This window comes from Mucilaginibacter aurantiaciroseus (assembly GCF_024055595.1).
In the GTDB taxonomy this organism is placed as follows: Bacteria; Bacteroidota; Bacteroidia; order Sphingobacteriales; family Sphingobacteriaceae; genus Mucilaginibacter; species Mucilaginibacter aurantiaciroseus.
In genome coordinates this window covers 38,663-60,462 of record NZ_JAMXOF010000004.1, presented here as the reverse complement: position 1 = coordinate 60,462, position 21,800 = coordinate 38,663, and the positions used below count along the sequence as shown (strand labels likewise).

At 42.1% G+C, this 21,800-nt stretch carries 17 protein-coding genes; 10 read left to right on the top strand and 7 right to left on the bottom strand.

Translation table 11 applies throughout. The features are described 5' to 3' along the window. The first annotated feature begins 18 nt into the window (after window positions 1–18). The 3 genes from gcvP to NAF17_RS16235 all read left to right on the top strand — a co-directional run bounded on the left by gcvP (window position 19) and on the right by NAF17_RS16235 (window position 4,111). The gene (gcvP, locus tag NAF17_RS16245) at window positions 19–2,928 is read left to right on the top strand and encodes an aminomethyl-transferring glycine dehydrogenase (protein ID WP_252759073.1); all 2,910 of its coding nucleotides are present in this window, start codon (window positions 19–21) and stop codon (window positions 2,926–2,928) included. A gap of 112 nt (window positions 2,929–3,040) precedes the next feature. Then, window positions 3,041–3,376, top strand: a complete 336-nt coding sequence (locus NAF17_RS16240) for a DUF4304 domain-containing protein (protein ID WP_252759072.1) — start codon at window positions 3,041–3,043, stop codon at window positions 3,374–3,376. A gap of 315 nt (window positions 3,377–3,691) precedes the next feature. Continuing rightward, window positions 3,692–4,111, top strand: a complete 420-nt coding sequence (locus NAF17_RS16235) for a response regulator (RefSeq protein ID WP_252759071.1) — start codon at window positions 3,692–3,694, stop codon at window positions 4,109–4,111. On the opposite strand, the gene NAF17_RS16230 is transcribed toward NAF17_RS16235, so the two are convergent. After that, a complete protein-coding gene (locus NAF17_RS16230) occupies window positions 4,108–4,878 on the bottom strand; it encodes an MBL fold metallo-hydrolase (protein ID WP_252759070.1) in 771 nt (256 codons plus the stop codon). The two genes, NAF17_RS16235 and NAF17_RS16230, sit on opposite strands and share 4 nt — an antisense overlap. A gap of 207 nt (window positions 4,879–5,085) precedes the next feature. Here NAF17_RS16230 and NAF17_RS16225 point away from each other — a divergent pair, with 207 nt between their 5' ends. The 4 genes from NAF17_RS16225 (at window position 5,086) to NAF17_RS16210 (ending at window position 10,446) form a co-directional block, all read left to right on the top strand. After that, a complete protein-coding gene (locus tag NAF17_RS16225; RefSeq protein WP_252759069.1) occupies window positions 5,086–5,460 on the top strand; it encodes a BlaI/MecI/CopY family transcriptional regulator in 375 nt (124 codons plus the stop codon). A 70-nt stretch (window positions 5,461–5,530) separates the two neighbouring features. Continuing rightward, a complete protein-coding gene (locus NAF17_RS16220) occupies window positions 5,531–7,621 on the top strand; it encodes a M56 family metallopeptidase (RefSeq protein WP_252759068.1) in 2,091 nt (696 codons plus the stop codon). Between the two features lie 125 nt (window positions 7,622–7,746). Continuing rightward, on the top strand, window positions 7,747–9,402 hold the full coding sequence (gene recN / locus NAF17_RS16215) for a DNA repair protein RecN (protein WP_252759067.1): 1,656 nt from the start codon (window positions 7,747–7,749) through the stop codon (window positions 9,400–9,402). A 231-nt stretch (window positions 9,403–9,633) separates the two neighbouring features. Further along, window positions 9,634–10,446, top strand: coding sequence for an enoyl-ACP reductase FabI (locus tag NAF17_RS16210; protein WP_252759066.1), 813 nt, complete (start codon window positions 9,634–9,636; stop codon window positions 10,444–10,446). Between the two features lie 64 nt (window positions 10,447–10,510). On the opposite strand, the gene NAF17_RS16205 is transcribed toward NAF17_RS16210, so the two are convergent. Next, window positions 10,511–10,894, bottom strand: coding sequence for a hypothetical protein (locus tag NAF17_RS16205; RefSeq protein WP_252759065.1), 384 nt, complete (start codon window positions 10,892–10,894; stop codon window positions 10,511–10,513). 137 nt (window positions 10,895–11,031) lie between these two features. On the opposite strand from NAF17_RS16205, the gene NAF17_RS16200 reads away from it, so the two are divergent. Further along, window positions 11,032–12,132 (top strand): carboxypeptidase-like regulatory domain-containing protein, encoded by a 1,101-nt coding sequence (locus tag NAF17_RS16200; RefSeq protein WP_252759064.1) that lies wholly within the window; start codon window positions 11,032–11,034, stop codon window positions 12,130–12,132. Window positions 12,133–12,215: 83 nt separating this feature from the next. Here NAF17_RS16200 and NAF17_RS16195 read toward each other — a convergent pair whose 3' ends face one another. Both NAF17_RS16195 and NAF17_RS16190 read right to left on the bottom strand, forming a co-directional pair. Continuing rightward, window positions 12,216–14,747, bottom strand: a complete 2,532-nt coding sequence (locus tag NAF17_RS16195; protein ID WP_252759063.1) for an ATP-dependent Clp protease ATP-binding subunit — start codon at window positions 14,745–14,747, stop codon at window positions 12,216–12,218. Between the two features lie 454 nt (window positions 14,748–15,201). Continuing rightward, a complete protein-coding gene (locus NAF17_RS16190; protein ID WP_252759062.1) occupies window positions 15,202–16,074 on the bottom strand; it encodes an FkbM family methyltransferase in 873 nt (290 codons plus the stop codon). Between the two features lie 201 nt (window positions 16,075–16,275). On the opposite strand from NAF17_RS16190, the gene NAF17_RS16185 reads away from it, so the two are divergent. Together NAF17_RS16185 and ettA are read left to right on the top strand one after the other, a co-directional pair. Continuing rightward, window positions 16,276–16,512, top strand: a complete 237-nt coding sequence (locus NAF17_RS16185; protein ID WP_252759061.1) for a hypothetical protein — start codon at window positions 16,276–16,278, stop codon at window positions 16,510–16,512. Window positions 16,513–16,739: 227 nt separating this feature from the next. Then, a complete protein-coding gene (ettA, locus tag NAF17_RS16180; protein WP_252759060.1) occupies window positions 16,740–18,422 on the top strand; it encodes an energy-dependent translational throttle protein EttA in 1,683 nt (560 codons plus the stop codon). Between the two features lie 142 nt (window positions 18,423–18,564). Here the strand turns inward: ettA and NAF17_RS16175 are convergent, their stop codons facing one another. The 3 genes from NAF17_RS16175 to dnaA form a co-directional block, all read right to left on the bottom strand. Next, window positions 18,565–19,428 (bottom strand): DUF4349 domain-containing protein, encoded by an 864-nt coding sequence (locus NAF17_RS16175; protein ID WP_252759059.1) that lies wholly within the window; start codon window positions 19,426–19,428, stop codon window positions 18,565–18,567. Between the two features lie 239 nt (window positions 19,429–19,667). After that, window positions 19,668–20,123, bottom strand: coding sequence for a nuclear transport factor 2 family protein (locus NAF17_RS16170; RefSeq protein ID WP_252759058.1), 456 nt, complete (start codon window positions 20,121–20,123; stop codon window positions 19,668–19,670). Window positions 20,124–20,315: 192 nt separating this feature from the next. Continuing rightward, entirely contained in the window at window positions 20,316–21,740 is a 1,425-nt protein-coding gene (gene dnaA / locus NAF17_RS16165) for a chromosomal replication initiator protein DnaA (protein WP_252759057.1), read from the bottom strand. Window positions 21,741–21,800 lie beyond the last annotated feature (60 nt).

Below are 21,800 nucleotides of genomic sequence, written 5' to 3'. Positions count from 1 at the left end.
TAAGGGATACCCATTTCAATGAAGCTGAACATAGATTACCAGGAAAAATTCCAGCAAAGGCACATAGCGCCAAACCAGGCAGATACCGATAAAATGCTAAAAACTATCGGCGTAAATTCGCTTGATGAACTGATAGACGAAACCGTACCGGCAAAAATAAGGTTAAAAAACCCGCTGAACCTGCCCCTTGCCAAAAGCGAGTTCGATTACCTGAATACGCTTAAGCAAACAGCTTCAAAAAACAAGGTGTTTAAATCGTACATTGGCCAGGGTTATTATGATGTAATTGTACCGGGTGTTATTCAGCGTAACATCCTCGAAAACCCCGGATGGTATACCCAATACACCCCTTACCAGGCAGAGATTGCACAGGGCCGTTTACAGGCTTTGTTAAATTTCCAAACCATGGTTGTTGATTTAACCGGAATGGAAATTGCCAACGCATCGCTACTGGACGAAGGTACCGCCGCTGCCGAAGCAATGTTTATGCAATACAGCCTGCGTAAGAATACTGCCGCAAATGTTTTCTTTGTGAGCGAAGAGGTATTCCCGCAAACTATCGATATTTTAAAAACCCGTAGCGAACCTTCCGGCATTAAATTGCAAATTGGCAACCACGCCACCACCGAGCTAACCGACGACATGTTTGGCGCCATGGTACAATACCCGGCAGGCAACGGCGCGGTTTACAACTATACCGATTTCGCTAATGCCCTACACGCAAAAAATATTAAGCTAACAGTTGTAGCCGATATTATGAGCCTTATACTGTTAACCCCTCCGGGTGAATGGGGGGCAGATATTGTTGTTGGCAGCACCCAACGTTTTGGTGTACCCATGGGTTTTGGTGGCCCGCACGCCGCGTTTTTTGCAACTAAAGACGAATATAAACGCTCTATCCCCGGCCGTATCATTGGTGTAACCATTGATGCCGCAGGTAATTATGCTTTACGTATGGCACTGCAAACCCGCGAGCAGCACATCCGAAGGGATAAGGCGACCTCAAATATTTGTACCGCGCAGGCGTTGCTGGCTATAATGGCCGGTATGTATGCTGTGTATCATGGCCCGCAAGGCTTAAAATTAATTGCCCAACGCATCCACGGTTTAACCGTATTGCTTGCCAACTCGTTAACCGAACTTGGTTACGAGCAACTGAACGATACTTATTTTGATACCCTTAAAGTTGAGCTTGGCGCATTGGCCGGTCCGGTAAAATCTGAGGCATTAAATAACGAACTTAACCTGAATTATAAAGGCACGGTAGCTACCATTGCTATAGATGAAACTACTTCGCCGGAAGATATCAAAACCATCATACGTTTCTTCGCCAAGGTTAAAGGCAAAAACTTTGCTGATTCTAACTACGAAACGCTTAAGAAAAACGTTGAAGGTGTTATCCCAACCGAACTGCAACGTACTTCGGCATACTTAACCCACGGTTTGTTTAATTCGCACCACTCAGAGCATGAGATGCTGCGTTACATCAAATCGTTAGAAGCAAAAGATCTTTCGCTTTGCCACTCGATGATCGCATTAGGCTCATGTACCATGAAACTGAACGCTACTACCGAAATGGTACCCGTTACCTGGGCAGAGTTCAGCAAAATGCACCCCTTTGCGCCAACTGATCAAACTGGTGGTTACATGCAATTATTTGATGAGCTGAACCGCTGGTTAAGCGAAATTACCGGCTTTGCAGCCATGAGCTTACAGCCAAACGCAGGCGCGCAAGGCGAGTACACAGGTTTAATGGTGATCCGCGCTTATCATAACGATAGGGGCGATAGCCACCGTAACATCGCTTTAATTCCTTCATCGGCACACGGTACCAACCCTGCATCTGCAGCTATGGCCGGGATGAAAGTTGTTGTGGTAAAATGTGATGACAACGGGAACATCGATGTTGCCGATATGAAAGCCAAAGCCGAGCAATACAAAAATGAGCTGTCGTGCTTAATGGTAACTTATCCATCTACCCACGGGGTGTTCGAGGAAAGAATCATCGAGATCTGTGAGACCATTCACCAAAATGGTGGCCAGGTTTATATGGATGGCGCCAACATGAACGCCCAGGTAGGCCTAACAAGTCCGGCTAATATTGGTGCTGATGTTTGTCACTTGAATTTACACAAAACCTTCTGCATCCCACACGGTGGCGGTGGCCCGGGCATGGGCCCAATTGGTGTAGCCAAGCACTTAGTGCCCTACTTACCAGGCCACGCGGTTGTTGATATTGATAATGGCAAAGCCATCCACGCGGTATCTGCCGCGCCCTGGGGTTCTGCATCTATCCTGATCATATCGCACGCATACATCGCTATGATGGGTGGCGACGGTTTAACCAATGCTACCCGTTACGCTATCCTGAATGCTAACTATATTAAAACCCGCTTAAAAGGTCATTACAGCGTGTTGTACACCGGTACCAAAGGCCGTTGCGCACATGAGATGATCCTGGATTGCCGCTCGTTTAAAACGTATGGTGTTGAGGTTGTTGATATCGCGAAACGTTTGATGGACTACGGTTTCCACGCGCCAACAGTATCGTTCCCGGTTGCGGGTACGGTAATGATAGAGCCGACAGAATCTGAACCTAAGCACGAGCTTGACCGTTTCTGCGATGCCATGATCTCTATCCGTGGTGAAATTGAAGATGTAGAAAAAGGAGTTTCTGATAAATTAAATAATCCGTTGAAAAACGCGCCACATACCGCTGCTGTAATTACCTGCAACGAATGGGAGCATCCATACACCCGCCAAAAAGCGGCTTATCCACTACCTTATGTGGCGCAATTTAAATTCTGGCCATCGGTTGGCCGTGTAAATGATACGTATGGCGACAGGACGTTAATATGCTCATGCCCGCCTTTGAGCGATTATGAGTTTGAAGAAACTGAAGTAACCACGCCTGAATACGGAACGTGATTATAGATGTGCAGATGCGTGGATATGCAGATGTGCAGATAAAATGATTAAATTGAGGCTCCTTTTAAAGGGGCCTTTTTTATGGAAGAGATTGGAAGCAAAATTATGTTAAATGACTGGTAAGGAAAGAAGGACCTTAATGGATGAAGCCATTAAGGACATTGTAATTCCCTTTTTAAGAACAGAAGGCTTTAAAGGGTCTTATCCTCATTTTACACGTATTAAAGAAGATAAGGTCAATTTGTTGACATTTCAATTTAGCCTGTATTCATCAAAATTTGTAGTGGAGGTAGCAAATTGCCCAGTTGGCGGCTCGACTGTTGGGGGAAATAAAATCGAGCCTTCAAAATGCCGGGTACACTATGAAGGCAGGCGATTTAGAATTGGCAGTATTAAACATAAAATGGATTACTGGTTTGATTTTAATAACGATTTGCTTTTTTTTTAATATTTATAAGAAAAAAGCAAAAGAGATCATTACCCTTTGGCCCGAAGCGAAACGATGGTGGGAAGAAAATTCTCCAGTAGCAGGATAGAAGCATCTGCTTATCCGCACACTCGCTGTTTGTAACAATCCGCTTACACATCATTTACGTATGTCTGTACAAATACCTTTACAGCGCGTTTAAAGTATTAGTAAAACCCTGCAAAAAGAAGTTAAATGTTTTTTTAACAGTTGTGTTACGATAACATAGTAAGATTTGTAACGTTACAACCTAAAGGAATACAACCTTTTAATTTGCATTTCCGTATAAAAGAATATATGAGCCCTAATAGTGACAAAACAGTAAGTGTTTTATTGGTTGATGATGACGAAATAAATAACTTTATCTCTATAAAATTGATAAAAAAGGCTTTGACCAATACAGATATTATGGCTTGCCTTAATGGTAAATACGCGATAGATAAACTAACTGAAATTCAACAAAAAGACCCTGCTAAACTGCCAGATTATATCCTGTTGGATATAAACATGCCTATTATGAATGGCTGGGAGTTTTTGGATGAGTACAAACGCTTAAATCTCGACCCGTTAGGTAAAAGCAAGATCTATATTATCTCTTCTTCGGTGTTTAGTAATGATATTAACAAAGCGCGTTCTTACCCGCTGGTTAAGGATTTTATCTCGAAACCGCTTAATGTAGAAAAAATTAAAGAGCTATTCGGCGTATTGTCAAACTAAGCCTGGATAATCGTAAAAGTTTCATTCTCATATTTAACCGTGCCAATGGCTGTTGCCCTTGCGTGGTAAAACAAGCATATATCGCCTTCTGCCGCCGCCTTTTTACCGTATTGGATGCGTAACTCTGCCGCGCGGTGCCCATCGTAATCATACTTCGCTACAAACTTCCTGATCAGTTGCTCGGGTTCCGGCAATTCATCGCCACCAAAAAATACTTTCTTATTTTCTATATTTATCCAAAATACCTGGTGAAACTTACTGTGTCCGCCGGATAGTTCATAATTGATGCCCGGCTTATACTCGCCGCTGCCTTCTACAAAATCTACTTTAGCACTGTTTTGCAAAGCTTCGAAGATCTCGACATGGTATGAGCTTGATTTACCACTTATGCCAAACTCAAATTCATCTTTTTGGATCACGTGAGTTGCCTGCGGAAAGCTCGGTTCCAGTTGTCCATTGCGTTCTACAACTAAACCACCGGAATGGTCATAATGTAAATGCGACATTAGCACCAGCGTTACATCTTCAGGGTCGAACCCTGCGTTGCGGATGTGCTGGTGAAGCAGTAGTTCGTCGCGGGTATCTTTATAACCAAGGCCGGCATCTAATAGGATTAGGTCGTTGGTAGTTTTGATGAGGAAGGGATTTACGTGGATGAAGAGGGAGCCCGGGCGATCGCGTTTGTTATCGGTTTCGGGGTTAAAGGGGATAAACTTCTTACTGGTATCAACCGAATATGAGCCCTCGCCCAAAGCAAAAATTTCCATTAGCGTAGAGTTTGTGCAAATATAAGCCTCAAAATTTAAGGAGGCGAATATTGGCGGTTTAAGTACGTTTTTATGACTAAAATGTAACGTTTTAAATCCCTCCACGTCTATTAATTAAACGCGAAAAAAATATTATTTAAATAATATTTTGATATACGAAAACTATCGTACATATTTGTACGAAGAAATTCGTATAACTTTATAACAATGAATCTGAAACCGACAGAAAGCGAGCTGGAAATATTACAAGTGATTTGGAAAAGGGGTCAATGCAGCGTACGCGATGTGCACGAAGAATTGACAAAAAGCAAAGATGCAGGCTACACCACAACTCTAAAACTAATGCAGATAATGCACGAAAAAGGTTTGGTAGAACGCGATACGGCAGCGAAAACGCACTTGTATAAAGCGCTTATCAGCCGCGAACAGGCACAGCAGGGCGCTTTGGATAAAATTATATCAACGGTTTTTAAAGGGTCTACATCCGATTTGGTGATACAGGCCCTTGGCCAGCACCGCGCCTCAAAAGATGAGATTGACGCGATAAAGAACTTTTTAGATCAGTTTGAGAAAAGAGATTAGAGTTTGGAGGTTAGTGATTAGGATTTGCCTCATTAAAATTTAGAGTTTAGTATTTAGATTTTTTGACATTATGGAAAACATACTGTACAACATCAGCCAGGTTTTGGGGATCACCATCATCCACTCATTATGGCAGGGGCTGCTTATTTATTTCCTGTTAAGGGTGATTTTGTTGTTGGCAACCGGGCTTTCATCGTCAAAAAAATATTTGTTTGCAGTAAGTAGTCTGCTGGCTATTACAGGTTGGTTTGCCTACACGCTAATTACCGAGATACAACATTACGACTGGCTGGCCAAACCCGCCAATTTTAAAAATATGGTGCTATTGGCAGGTTTCCCGCAAAACATCCAGCAGTTTGCTAACCAGGGCATCAGGTACTATTACAGTGTAGAACGCTACCTGCCTTATGTAACCGCCATATACGTTTTTGGCTTGCTATTGAATATGGCAAGGGTGATATTGGCACATCGCAAGATCCAAACCATTAAACGTGCTATGAGCCTTGGCGTGCAATTGCAGCAGCAAATAAGCGCCTTAGCTAAAAAACTAAATATAACCCAAACGGTAAAAGTTGGCTTTAGCCAGATGGTTGATGTGCCTTGCATAGTAGGCTACTTTAAACCGGTCATCTTGTTGCCTTTTACCCTGTCAACCTACCTTGGGTCCGAAGAAATTGAAGCCATATTGATGCACGAACTGGCTCATATTAAACGTAACGACTACCTTATTAATCTGCTGCAGCAAGTTGTAACCACGTTGTTATTCTTTAATCCGTGCGTGTTACTTATCAATAAAATAATAGGCGAAGAACGCGAAAACAGCTGCGACGACATGGTTGTAGACGCTACGCAAAACCCTGTTATTTATGCCAAAGCTCTATTCAAACTGGAGCAAAACCGCCAAAACGAGTTGCAGTTAGCGCTGGCTGTAACCGGCAAAAAGTATCATTTATTAAACCGTATCGAAAGAATCATGAAAACAAAAAAACAAACCTCAAGCTTGCGGCCAGCATTAATGGCCATGCTTATATTAACCTTAAGTGTTGGCAGCTTAGCGTTGCTAAACCCCGAAATTGCGCAAGGTAAAATATCAGTAAAAAAGATAACCCCCGAAGCGATAAAGAATATATTGGCCGATACCATCCCCGCAAAAAAAGCGGTTAAATTCGAGGCAAAGACTACTAAAGATGCAACCAAAAAGGGGAAAGCCGAAGCTAAGTTCAGTGCCAAATCAAACGTAGATCACAACGTGCGTGTTAACTACGGTGGTATTTACAACAATGGTATAAACGACCCGAAACTGGAGCGTTTAAGCAAAGATGTTGAGCGGCATGGCGATGCGATTGGAAAATATTATGACAGCCCTGCATTTAAAGCCCAAAGCGAAAAAATGGAAAAGCTGGGTAAAGATGTTGATGTATTTTACAATAGCGAAAGGGTTAAACAAGCTACAGCTGCACAGGAAAATGCTGCCGCCGAATTTGATAAACAATGGGGTAGCCGCAGTGGTAAAATTGACGAGTTAAGCAAACAAATGTCGGCTGCGGGTGATGTGATGAGCAAGTATTACGAGTCGAAAGAGTTTAAGGAAATGAATACCAAAATTGCACAAAAATATGGTGTGCCCCTTAACGGAGTTTTTAGCCGCGATGATAGTAAAAATGATGAGAACTATCGCCAATACCAGGTAGAGTTGAAAAAGAACATCCCTGCGGATGTAACGCAACAACAGGAAAAAATGAAGGAGTTGGGCCAACAGATGCGCTCGTACACCGATAACCCTGATGTTAAAAAATCTCAGGATGAAATGCGTGCCGCGGGCGAAGAAATGCGTAAAGCATTTAAGAATACCGACACCAAACAGAAACAGGAGGAAATGCGTAAAGTTGTTGATAACATGCGCAGGTTTACCGGCAGCCCCGTAATTGAAAAGGAAAAAAAATTATTACACGAGGCATCGGAAAAACTAAGGGCTTACACAAGATCGCCCGAGTTTAAAAAGAAGGTTGCCGAGTACAGGAAAAATCATCCTGAAAGTGCATATAACTGGAACTATAATAATAACGACAACAACAACGAGAAACCAGAAAAACCGGAGAAACCAGAAAAAACGGAGAAGCCGGAAAAACCGGAGAAACCGGAACCTGTCGAAAGTAATTAAGATATAGTGAGTGGTTGATTGAGTAAATGATTTCTGGCAACTACTCACTACTTAACTTAATCAACCAACACAATTCCTATTAAAATTAGTAATTTAGTATCCTCAAAAAAGGGGATACTTTTTTTATGCTTCAAAGGCTAACCATACAAAATTACGCGCTGATAGACAACCTCGAGATCAATTTTGATAAGGGGCTGAACATCCTTACCGGCGAGACCGGCGCGGGTAAATCAATCATTTTAGGAGCGCTATCGCTGATATTGGGCCAGCGTGCAGAAAGCCGTTACTTTTTTAATCAGCAAAAAAAATGTGTGATAGAAGGCGCTTTCAAAATTGCGGGCTTCCACCTCAATACATTTTTTGAAGATAACGACTTGGATTACGACGGCGAAACCGTATTGCGCCGAGAGATTTCTGCCGATGGTAAATCGCGCGCTTTTGTGAACGATACACCTGTTAACCTGACTACCTTAAAACAACTTGGCGAAAAGCTGATAGATATTCATTCGCAGCACGCCACTTATGAAATTAACGACCCCGATTTTCAACTTCTGGTTGTTGACGGGGTATCTGGTCACTACGACCTGTTAGGCGGCTATCAAACCAAATTTCGCACCTATAAAAAATCGCTTAAGCAGTTGGATGAACTGATAGCGCAAAATGATAAGGCCAAGGCTGACCTTGATTATTACCAGTTTCAGTTTGATGAACTGCAAAAAGCCGCTATTGCCGCCGATGAGCAGGATGGGTTGGAGAAAGAACTGGCTACGCTGTCTAATGCTGAAGAGATTAAACGTAATTTAAGTGGTGCGTATTATTTAATGCACGAGGGCGAAACATCAGCTATTATTCAGCTTCGTGAAGCCGGGCAACAGCTGTCAACTATAGAACAATATAACCCCGAGGTAGAAGAACTGCACGAGCGCTTAAAAATCACCCTGATAGAACTTAGAGATATTGCCGCTGAGCTGGATAATATCGAGCAGCGCACATTTACCAACGAAGCCCGCACGGTAGAAATAAATACGCGTTTAAGTATGCTTTTCAATCTGCAGAAAAAGCATCGGGTTAATAGTAATCAGGAATTGCTGGAGATCCAAAACGACTTGTCGGAGAAGATTCAACAGGCTGTGTTTGGCGACGAAGCGGTAGAGAAATTGCAAAAGCAAATTGCTACAGATAAACTGGAACTGGAGGGTATAGCTTCCAAGCTATCTGCCAATCGTAAAAAAGCTATCCCGGTAATACAGGATAAAGTGCTGGCTAACCTTACCGAAATGGGGATGCCTAATTCGGTGTTACATATCGATCAAACGGCGCTGGAAGAACTTGTAAAAAATGGTAATGATGCCATCCGCTTTATGTTTTCGGCGAATAAGGGGCATGCCTTGGCAGATATGAGCAAGGTAGCATCGGGCGGGGAGTTGAGCAGGCTGATGCTAAGTATCAAATCCATCATTGCCGAATACACGGCGCTGCCAACCATTATTTTTGACGAGATAGATACCGGCGTAAGCGGCGAAGTAGCCAATAAGGTAGGGCAGGTGATGGAACGCCTATCGCACAACTTACAGGTAATTACCATAACCCACCTACCGCAAATTGCAGGTAAGGGCGAAAGCCATTACTTTGTTTATAAGGATGATTCGGAATCTGTCACCAAAACACGCATCAAAAAACTTAACGATACCGAACGCGTATTGGAAATTGCCAAAATGCTGAGCGGTGACAATCCCGGCGAGAGCGCGCTGCAAAATGCAAGGGAATTGCTGGCGGGGTAAAATATTAAACAATGTCATTGCGAGCAATAGCGTGGACAACCGACCATAGGGAGCTCATTAATTCCTTATAGAAAAATCAAACGCATTAATAATCTCAGCATGTCCTATGAGATTGCAACGTTGCTACGCTTCTCGCAATGACATAGCTGTGTTACCTTCTCAATCTAAAATCGTAATTCTTCAATCGTAAATAAAAAATATAACTTTGCCCCACTCATAAAACTAAAAACAATGGCTTACAATTTATTAAAAGGTAAAAAAGGAATTATTTTTGGTGCGCTTAACGAGCAATCTATAGCTTGGAAAGTGGCGCAACGTTGCCACGAAGAAGGTGCTGAAATTGTTTTAACCAACTCGCCGCTGGCACTACGCATGGGCGAACTGAATAAACTTGCAGAGGAATGTAATGCCCCTGTTATACCGGCGGATGTTACCAGCAACGAGGACGTTACCAACCTGATCACCAAAAGCATGGAGTATTTTGGCGGCGGTGTAGATTTTGTGCTGCACTCGATAGGTATGAGCGTTAACGTTCGTAAAAACATCCCTTATACCGAAAATAACTACGATTTTACTCACAAGGGTTTAGATATATCTGCATTAAGCTTTCACCGTGTGTTGCAAACAGCCATGAAGCTTGATGCTATAAACGAATGGGGTTCGGTTGTAGCGCTTACTTACATTGCTGCCCAGCGTGTATTTCCTGACTATAATGATATGGCCGATAATAAAGCTTACCTGGAAAGCATTGCCCGTAACTTTGGTTACCAGTACGGTGTTAAAAAACACGTGCGTATCAATACGGTATCACAATCGCCAACCCGCACTACCGCTGGCAACGGTGTAAAGGGTTTTGATGGTTTTGTTAATTATGCTGAGAAAATGAGCCCGCTTGGTAATGCAGATGCTAACCAATGTGCTGATTACTGTGTAAGCTTGTTTAGCGACCTAACCAAAATGGTTACCATGCAAAACCTGTTCCACGATGGTGGTTTCTCTTTCACCGGCGTTACTGCTGCCGTGATAGAGCAAATGGAGAAATAGTTATAAATATGTTACAACAAAAGGCCTTCTGATATCCGAAGGCCTTTTTTGTTAGCGATAGAATTTAATATATCAACACAATTTTTAAATTAAGTGTTGGTGGTACTGTAATGGTGCCTGTGCCGTCACTATTTTGGGCATCTATATACACATGACCACCTGTGTAAGTTGACCGATATGTAATACCATCATATACACTTGGCAGTTGCTCATACTCTCCATTACCAATATCATCAGAAACGCTAACCGTGCCATTTGAATCAAAATGATCATCAATTTCTGGTACTGATACATCTGCTGTGTAAGTTCGACCACCATCAGTAGTTTTCCAATTTGTAGCTTTAGTGAAAATTGTTTGCGTGCCAGGCGTTACTACAGTTTCTTTTTTACATGATGCAGCGGTAAGCGTAATAACAGCCACACATAAGATAGATAATAATTTTTTCATATGAGATTTTTGTTTTTTTAGTCATAAAAACAGCTATGACCACTATCATAACGCTTTTATAACATGATTTATATACATAAGAACAAAAATATAGGAAAAGGTTTAAACAACTAATAAATTAGTTATACATTTATTTTATGAAGAATTTATTGTTGGCGTTTTTACTGTTACCTGTTACGTGCATTGCTCAAATAAGCATAACAGGTAAATTAACTAATAACGCGGATAAATCGCCCGTGGCAGACGCAAGTGTGTTCTTGAGTAATGCAACGGTAGGCAACAGATCTGCCAATGACGGCGCTTTTATATTACGTGGCGTAAAACCTGGCCAATATGAGCTGGTAGTTACCGTAATTGGGTACGAAACCTATCGTCAAATAGTATTGGCAGCAGGCGATAACATTACCCTGCCGGATATAAAGCTAACCGCTAAAACCACCATTTTAAACGAAGTAAGCATACGTCCCGACCCTAATTGGGCGCGTAATTACGATATTTTTAAAAGAGAGTTCCTTGGCTCATCAGATATGGCGGCTAACTGTAAAATACTTAACCCCGGGGAGGTGAGCCTGCAGTATGATAAAGCATCCCGTAAATTAACGGGCTCGTCTTACGATTTTTTGGAGATAGAGAACAAAGCCCTGGGTTATCGGGTAAAATACCTGTTAGGCCGGTTTTTAAAAGACACCAAAATTAACCTGGTCTATTTTGAAGGGTCGGCTTTGTACGAGGAAATGAAAGGATCTGCCAAGGATAGGAAACGATGGCTGAAAAACCGCAGGCTTGCTTACGAGGGCTCGTCCATGCAGTTTTTACGGGGGCTGGTTGGCAATGATTTAGATGGAAATGGCTTTAAAGTGTTAAGGCTGATCCGGAAACCTAACCCTGATTTTAATGGCTTAAATGATAAATACTTTCAAACGCTGGTGAATGTGCCGTTAGACATTGCCGATTTTACGGCACTTACTGATCAGAAAGGGGTATACGCTTTAAAATATACCGATTGCCTATACGTGATGTACATCAAAAAGCGCGATGATGATAAGGATAGCAAAATATTTCGCTCGTTAACCATGCCCAATTACTTAACCACCATAGTGTCATTTGATGCACCTTACGCATTATTTGATAGTAATGGGATAGTTATCAACCCATCAGCCATAAATTTTGAAGGTAACTGGGCAAAAAGCCGTGTTGCAGAAATGTTGCCCGTTGATTATACGCCCGAAGGGAAGTAACATGTGCTTAATATGTTATGAATACAAAAAATCCCCGCTTGCAAAACAAGCGGGGATTCAATTTATTCTTTATTCCGGAAGGATTATTTTTGTTCTTCTTCCTCTGGTTTGACTTCGTTCTTTTTGTCGATAACCTTAATCTCGTCGGCCAATTTGTCATAGTCAACCATCAGGGTATCGCCTTCGGTCATTTCACCTTTAAGGATTTCTTCAGCAATTGGGTCTTCCAAATATTTTTGGATGGCGCGTTTAAGCGGCCTTGCACCAAACTGCGAGTCGTAACCTTTTTCTGCAATAAACTCTTTGGCAGCCAAAGTAAGCTCTATCTTGTAACCAAGGCTGTTTACACGGCCAAATAAGAAACCAAGCTCGATATCGATAATTTTGAAGATCTCGTCTTTACCCAATGAGTTAAACACGATCACGTCATCGATACGGTTTAAAAACTCGGGGGCGAAAGCGCGTTTCAAAGCGTTCTCTATCACACCACGGGAGTGCGAATCTGCCTGTGTTGTTTTCGCGGCTGTGCTGAAACCTACACCCTGGCCAAAATCTTTCAACTGGCGTGCGCCGATATTAGAGGTCATGATAATAACAGTGTTCCTAAAATCAACTTTTCGGCCTAATGAATCAGTCAGCTGTCCTTCATCCAATACCTGTAGTAGTATGTTAAATACATCGGGGTGAGCTTTCTCGATCTCATCCAGCAATACTACAGCGTATGGTTTACGGCGTACCTTTTCGGTAAGCTGTCCGCCTTCTTCATAACCCACATAGCCCGGAGGCGCACCCACTAAACGAGATACCGCGAATTTTTCCATGTACTCGCTCATATCAATTTGGATCAGCGCGTCTTCAGTATCAAACATAAAACGTGCAAGCTCTTTAGCCAATTCAGTTTTACCCACACCCGTAGGGCCCAGGAATATGAACGAACCGATAGGCTTTTTAGGGTCTTTTAATCCTGCACGTGTACGTTGTATGGCACGGGTAAGCTTTTTGATAGCCTCATCCTGGCCAATAATTTTGCTTGCAATGGTATCGCCCATAGCTAATAGTTTGGCGCTATCTGCCTGGCCAACACGTTGTACCGGAATACCGGTCATCATGCTTACCACTTCGGCAACGTTATCTTCGGTTACGGTATAACGTTTAGATTTTGTTTCAGCTTCCCAAACGGCTTTAGCCTGTTCAAGTTCTTCCAGCAAATTTTTCTCCGTATCACGCAATTTGGCCGCTTCCTCGTATTTCTGGCTGCGTACAACTTTGTTCTTCTCTAATTTTATCTGCTCAATTTTTTGTTCGATATCCAAAATTTCCTGCGGAACATGGATATTGGTCAAGTGTACACGAGAGCCTGATTCGTCTAAAGCATCAATAGCCTTATCCGGTAAAAACCTGTCGGTAATATAGCGGGTGGTTAAAGATACACAAGCGTTGATAGCCTCGTCGGTATAAGTTACACCATGGTGCTCTTCGTATTTTTCTTTAATGCGGTTTAATATCTCAACCGTTTCGGCAGGGGTGGCAGGTTCTACCATTACCTTTTGGAAACGACGATCTAAAGCGCCATCTTTCTCGATGTACTGGCGGTACTCGTCAAGTGTGGTCGCGCCAATGCACTGGATCTCGCCACGTGCCAGGGCAGGTTTAAACATGTTTGATGCATCAAGCGAACCCGATGCGCCGCCTGCGCCAACTATGGTGTGGATCTCATCGATAAATAAGATAACATCCGGAGATTTTTCAAGCTCGTTCATCACGGCTTTCATACGCTCCTCAAACTGGCCGCGGTATTTTGTACCGGCCACTAACGAGGCAAGGTCTAAAGTAACCACGCGTTTGTTAAACAGCACACGTGATACTTTACGCTGCACAATGCGCAGGGCTAAACCTTCGGCAATGGCACTTTTACCAACACCAGGCTCACCTATTAGGATAGGGTTGTTCTTTTTACGACGGGATAATATCTGCGATACGCGTTCAATTTCTTTTTCGCGGCCCACTATAGGGTCAAGCTTACCATCTTCAGCAGCTTTGGTAAGGTCGCGGCCAAAATTGTCAAGTACCGGTGTTTTTGATTTGATATCAGAAACTTTTTTAGGCTGGCTAAATGAATCGTCTTCTTTAAAGTCGTCATCGCCACCTGTTGATGAACCCGGCATTTCATCGGTAACATCATTTTTGTTTGATTCTACTTCGCTTTTAAATACTTCGTAATTTACATTAAACTGCATCAGTATCTGCGAAGCAATATTATCCTCGTCGCGCAGGATAGACAAAAGCAGGTGCTCGGTGCCTATCACATCACTTTTAAATATTTTTGCTTCAAGGTAAGTTATCTTCAAAACCTTTTCGGCCTGTTTGGTTAACGGGATACTGCCAATATGTACATTAGTGCCAATTGTACCTTTAACAGCATCTTCAACGGCGCGGCGTAATTTAGCGGTATCAACGGTTAGCCCCTTTAATAGTTTAATTGCCACCCCATCGCCATCGCGAATAAGGCCAAGCAAAAGGTGCTCTGTACCAATATAATCATGCCCAAGGCGTAACGCCTCTTCCCTGCTGTACTGTATCACATCCTTAACCCGTGGCGAAAATTTAGCTTCCATATATACCTTTCTGATTATTGATCGTCCTAATCTATAAATTTGTTTTTATCTGTCAAGACTATTGTTCTAACATTTATCAACAATATTGCCAACTTTTTAGCTTTATGGTAAACAGACAATTTGATGATATAAGGCCTGCTAAAATAAAATTAAAAGAGCTTGAATTTTGTTTCTTAAACCCACAAAACGCCTGATTACTAATATTTAACGGATAAAACTTTATTATTTGATAAGCCGGTGCTTAAATAGTTTAACCCAATTGCAAATTATATATAAATGCCAGCGTTTAGCAAGGCAAATAGTCATTGTTTATGACAATACGGCATACGCTGTAGAAAGGGTTGCCTGTTATAAACGCTTTTTTAACAAACCAAGCTATTTACAATGAAATATACAAATTATAAGATGAATTTGTGATGAAAATTACGCACACCCTGTTAATTACTCTTTTTTGCTATAGTGGCCTGCCCTGTACGTAAAACCTGCCTGCACTCTTTAAGCGGTCAGTTATAAATGCTTCGTCTTTAATGTATAGCGTATTGTGTTCGGTTTTGCGGGTGGCATCAGCCAGTACCCTTTGAAACGGCAGGTAGCCCACAACTTTAAAGCCATGCGATAGCAGTAGCTTGTGTATATTATCTTCATCAAAACCAAAGTTATTGCCCGCGCCATTCAATTCAATAATTATCGCCTTTAACCCGGGTGATGTTAAAGTATTTGCAGCCCCGTTCAAAACTTCCGTTTCAAAGCCCTCAACGTCAATTTTTAACAGTAACGGCGTTTTGCCTTCAAGAATGTTGTCAATTGTGTCTACATTAACTCCTATTGTCTCTGCATCACCATTAGTAGCCACATGGTTACCCGTGTCATGTATTTTGGTAAATTTTAAAACATCTTTTTTACTCCCCATGCCAATATTTAATGCAGTTACTCTATTGCCAATGTTATTAAGCGTGATATTTTTTGTAAGATTTTCAAACGTTTGCGGAATTGGTTCTACAGCAATTGTTTTTGCACCTGCCTCGGCCGAGGCCAGCATGGTGTAACTGCCAATATTGGCACCTATATCTATAAACAGGTCATTGGGCCGTAATAAGTGTAATAAAAAGGCCATATCTTCAAAATCGTGCAGGCCGCAATAAATATTTCCGGTAGCGCCTGTAAGCCCTTTCCAAACCCAAAGCTTACTATTTTTTGTGAACTGATGAACAACTGGCTGTTTGCGTAGCCGAGATAATAGCTGCCATTTAAAAAGCCTTGCCAGCGAGATTAAGCGGTGCCCTTTTGTAAATGGATGGTTTAAAACAAACTGTATTGTTCTTTGCATAGCGCAAAATAAAAATTAATAGCCGCATTATGGAATTGGCCTTGTAACGCATCACTATTATAAACCATAGGCAAATGAAAACAACCCTGGCCGCCTTATTAATACTAATGCCTTTTATAAGTTACTCGCAACCCGGAATCTTAAGCCCCCCCCCACGCAAAACATTTTAAGCGACCTGAATTATTTATTGACTCTATCCGTATGGATTCAATAAATAATTACCTCGCATACATTGATGCTAAAGAAATAGCCGATATAAAGATTAAGGATAATAGCGTATACCCTAATATGGCAATGTTTATAAAATTAAAAGACCATCAGTTATTAAAACAATTAATGGATACTAAGCAATTATCCCTATTAAATATTTTTACAGCCCATGCAGGCCACAAAGAGTTTGCAATGCCCGTTATTAATATTTTGAATGCTGACTGGTAAACAGGGTATATACAGTTACGTTGACAAGGGCCGCTGAAACGGAATATTTTAAAACGATATTCCCGGGAGTGCTTATTATTACAACTTCTACTATGCCGCCGGTTGTTTATATACGTGGTAGTGCCGCGCCGTTTATATAAGAAGATCCCAAGAAAATACTGCGATTTAAGGATGATAATTAATCAATTTCCATCCTATATTTGTCTCCTCTAAAATTATAACCAACAATGGCAGACGAAAAGATCATATTTTCAATGGCAGGGGTAAGCAAAGTTTACCCTCCTCAAAAAACAGTACTAAAAAACATTTACTTGTCGTTTTTCTATGGCGCTAAAATTGGCGTTATCGGTTTAAACGGTTCTGGTAAATCATCATTGTTGAAAATTATTGCCGGTATCGATAAAACAAATATTGGCGAAGTAGTGTTTTCGCCGGGTTACACAGTTGGCTACCTGAGCCAGGAGCCCGAGCTTGACCCCGACAAAACCGTTAAGGAAATTGTTGAGGAAGGCGTTGCTGCTACTACCGCGCTTTTAAAAGAATACGAAGACATCAACGAAAAATTTGGCCTGGAAGAATATTATGGCGACGCCGATAAAATGGATAAGCTGATGGCCCGCCAGGGCGAGTTGCAGGATCAGATTGATGCGGTGAACGCCTGGGAGCTTGATGTGAAACTGGAGCGCGCTATGGATGCCCTGCGTTGCCCCGAGCCAGACACCAAAATTTCGGTACTATCGGGTGGTGAGCGCCGCCGCGTGGCTTTGTGCCGCCTGCTTTTGCAGGAACCGGATGTGTTATTATTAGATGAGCCTACTAACCACCTGGATGCCGAATCTATAGATTGGTTGGAGCAACATCTTAAACAATATAAAGGAACTGTTATTGCCGTAACGCACGACAGGTACTTCCTGGATAACGTTGCCGGCTGGATCCTGGAACTTGACCGCGGCGAAGGTTTGCCTTGGAAGGGTAATTACTCGTCATGGTTAGATCAAAAATCTAAACGTTTAGCGCAGGAAGAGAAAAGCGAAAGCAAACGCCAGAAAACTTTGGAGCGCGAACTGGAATGGGTACGCATGGGGGCGAAAGGCCGCCACGCCAAATCAAAGGCCCGTTTATCAAACTACGACAAATTAGCATCCGAAGAAACAAAAGAAAGGGAAGAAAAACTGGAGTTGTTTATCCCGCCGGGCCCGCGTTTGGGTAATATAGTTATCGAAGCAAATGGTGTTACCAAGGCCTATGGCGATAAAGTATTATTCGAGAACCTTAACTTCTCGTTGCCGCCTGCAGGTATTGTTGGTATTATTGGCCCCAATGGTGCGGGTAAAACTACGTTGTTCCGTTTAATAACCGGGCAGGACCAGCCTGATAAAGGTACTTTCCGTGTGGGTGATACCGTTGAATTGGGTTATGTTGACCAGATGCATGATGACCTTGATCCTAACAAATCTGTTTGGGAGAACGTTACCGACGGTTTGGATAACATAATGGTAGGTAACCGCCCGCTAAACTCGCGCGCCTATGTATCTAAATTTAACTTTAACGGTGCCGATCAGCAGAAGAAAGTTGGCGTTCTATCAGGTGGTGAGCGTAACCGTGTCCACTTGGCTATTACACTTAAGAAAGGATCGAACGTTCTATTACTGGATGAGCCTACGAATGATATTGACGTGAATACTTTACGGTCATTAGAAGAAGCACTGGAAAACTTTGGTGGTTGCGCGGTGATCATTAGTCACGACAGGTGGTTCCTGGATAGGGTTTGTACCCACATACTGGCATTTGAAGGTAACTCCGAGGTTTACTTTTTTGAAGGTAACTACAGCGATTACGAAGAAAACCATAAAAAACGTGTTGGAGATGTGGCACCTAAACGTATACGGTATAAAAAATTGACGGTTTAAGTCTAAATTAGAATTTACAGGATTTTAAAATTTACAAAAAACAAAGCCCGGTTGCATTAAACTGCCCCCAAAAAGTTGGACACTTATTGGGGGCAGTTCATATACGCAACCTGGATTTGTTTTTTATACTTCATGAGAGTAACTAAACTTTCAATGCCGGATACTTTCTTTTATAAGTTTTAAACGCTATCCATAACCCAGCCCCTGCAAGTATTAATACCCAAAGGTTAGCAAGCCCCAATATCAGCTCAACAAACAAATACCAGCCATTACTTAGTGCCATCAGTAATCTATTACCAAAAGGCATTTTGTAAGCTGACGGATCGTCGTTAGCGATACGTTCTTTATAAATAGTATTGCTTTGGTAAAAGTTTAGGCTTACTACGCAATAATTCGCGGCCTCATCAATTCGCTGATTATTTATTTGTCCATCTATCATATCATCTTTTAACCAAAGCACCGAGGCAGGGTCTTTGATCTTTATTTTACCTGTTTTTTGCTGAGCTACCATTTCGCGGCGGTTCTTTAATTTAAGCTTCACCGATAGGTAATTCAGCGATTTGTCTTCTATATCCATCTTGCGCGCGGTTACGTAGATGCCCATGTGGCTAACATGGTTCATAAAGTCTTCCAGCTTTTCTGACGGGATCTTCACCGTCATATCGGCAGTGGTATTAAAGGCGGATACCCGCATAACGGAATCTGTACTTAACCTGATATACTCGCTGCGTTCGATGGATGAACCCATTTGATAATGCGCAACCATCTCGCCAAGTTTAGAGGTGATGCGGGAAATGGAGTCGCCGGTTTGCTGTACGTTTTTAACTTTAAAGCTCATTTCGGCAGTTTTTACCAGTTTGGCTGTGGCGACAGTGTCGGCCGAGCTACTTGCTGTGTCTGCATTGCTGCTATTATCATTGTTTGCAATTTCGTAACGGCCATTCCTCCCTTTGCAAGCCGCGAACAGCGCTATGGCTGCTATCGCGATAAAAATTTTTGTTTTCATAATTGTTGATTTTTGGTTTAGTATTTATACCAACCAGAAACCGATAGTAACCCATCAGATTTTTGATATCCAGAATGTTACAATGAGAGATGCGGATAGTGGGATGCAGGAAGCAGGAGAGAAGAGTAAAAGTAAAAAACCATGTCATTGCGAGCGATAGCGCGGCAATCTCAGTATATCCGATTGTCCTATGAGATTGCCACGTCGCTACGCTTCTGTAATTACATTATATTGTATCCTTACTCCGGGCAATTATCCTTACGCCTGGTATCCACAATATAAATAACCTTCCAGCCGGTGGCGGTTTTCATTAGCTGGTAAAAATCTACACCGCAATGGCTAAACTGGCTGCCTACGTAAAATTTGTAGGGTGTCCAAACACTGGCAAGGTCGCCGTCAATTTTGATGTCGCCCCAGGTGATTCGCTCGTCGTAAATTTCTTTGTGGAGGGTGCCAACTTGTTTTATAAAGTCGTCGGCCTTTTCAGTAACCAATGTGGTAGAGCCATCCTTTTTATTCGCAACACTCTGTAGCACCATGTCTTTATGAAATGTGGAGCGCAATATAATAGTATCGCCTTTTCGCATCCCATCAAACATATTGGTAATTATTTTTTTGATATCGTCTTTATCGGTTTGGCAAAAAGAGCTTGTTGTTGATGCTATAAGTAAGGTTGCAAGGAATAGTTTTTTCATAATTATGCTGTTTGGTTGAGGCAATTTAAATAAAAATCCATTAAATTTATCAAGCTGAGCGATAGCGAAGCATCTAATTTGCGACTGACATGGTGTACATTAGATCCTTCGCTATCGCTCAGGATGACAAACTATTCTAAGCCAAAAAAGCCCCACATCTCTGTAGGGCTTCTAATAGCTAACAAGTCGTGATTACGACATTTTTAGTTTCTTTTGGATATCGGCTACATAGCCTTTGAATTTTTTATCGGTATCGATAAGGTCTTCAACGGTTTGGCAGGCGTAAATAACGGTAGAGTGGTCGCGGCCGCCAAAGAAGCTGCCAATTGATTTTAACGAGCTTTTGGTGTGTGCCTTTGCAAGGTACATCGAGATCTGGCGGGCCTGTACAATCTCGCGTTTGCGGGTTTGTGATTTTACCATTTCGATAGGCACTTCAAAGTACTCGCAAACAAGGCTCTGAATATATTCCATCGAAATTTCCTTGGCCGAATTTTTTACAAAATTCTTAAGCATCTGCTTAGCCAGGTTCAAATCAATTTCTTTACGGTTTAAGGTGCTTTGTGCTAATAAGGATACCATTGCACCTTCCAGTTCGCGTACGTTATTATCAATATTGTGGGCAACATACTCAACAACATCGTTTGAAAGCTCGATACCGTCCTGATAAATTTTATTCTTCAGGATAGCCATACGGGTTTCCAGATCAGGGATCTGCAAATCTGCAGAAAGTCCCCATTTGAAACGAGATAGCAAACGTTCTTCTAATCCAGCAAGATCCTTTGGTGCTTTATCTGATGTGATGATGAGTTGTTTGCCGCTTTGGTGCAGGTGGTTGAAGATATGGAAGAAGAAATCCTGTGTTTTTTCTTTACCGGCAAAATTGTGCACGTCATCCATGATCAGAACATCAATGGCTTGGTAAAAGTTCACAAAATCGTTTATGTTATTGTGTTTAAGCGCGTCAACAAATTGTTGGGTAAATTTCTCGCAGCTTACGTAAAGTACAAGCTTATCCGGCAGGGTGCGTTTAATTTCGTTACCAATGGCTTGTGCCAGGTGGGTTTTGCCAAGGCCTACGCCACCATATATCATTAGCGGGTTAAATGATGTGCCGCCCGGTTTTGCAGCTACAGCATAACCTGCAGAACGCGCCAAACGGTTACAATCGCCTTCAACAAAATTTTCGAAGGTGTAGTTGCGGTTTAGCTGCGGGTCTACATTCAGCTTTTTAAGGCCCGGTATTACAAACGGGTTCTTAATGTCTTTATTTATCGAAATTGGTATCGGCATAGACTGATTTTTTGATTCAGCACCATTTCCATTCGAGGGCATGTTGGTTGTATACGGTTTGCTTGTGGACTGCTCTACAACAATATTATATTCTAAACGGCCTTCGTCGCCTAATTGTTTCTTTATTGTTTTGCGAAGCAAGCCTACATAGTGTTCTTCCAACCACTCATAAAAGAATAAACTTGGTACCTGTATCGTCAAAACGCTACCTTCCATACGCAATGCTTTTATTGGCTCGAACCAAGTTTTAAAGCTTTGTGCCGGTATGTTGTCTTTTATTATCTGAAGGCAGCTATTCCAAACGTTAGTACAAGTTTTTTCCATATATGTATTAAGTAATATCCTGATTTACAGTCTCCGAAGCGCCTTGTTTTTGTGCCGTTT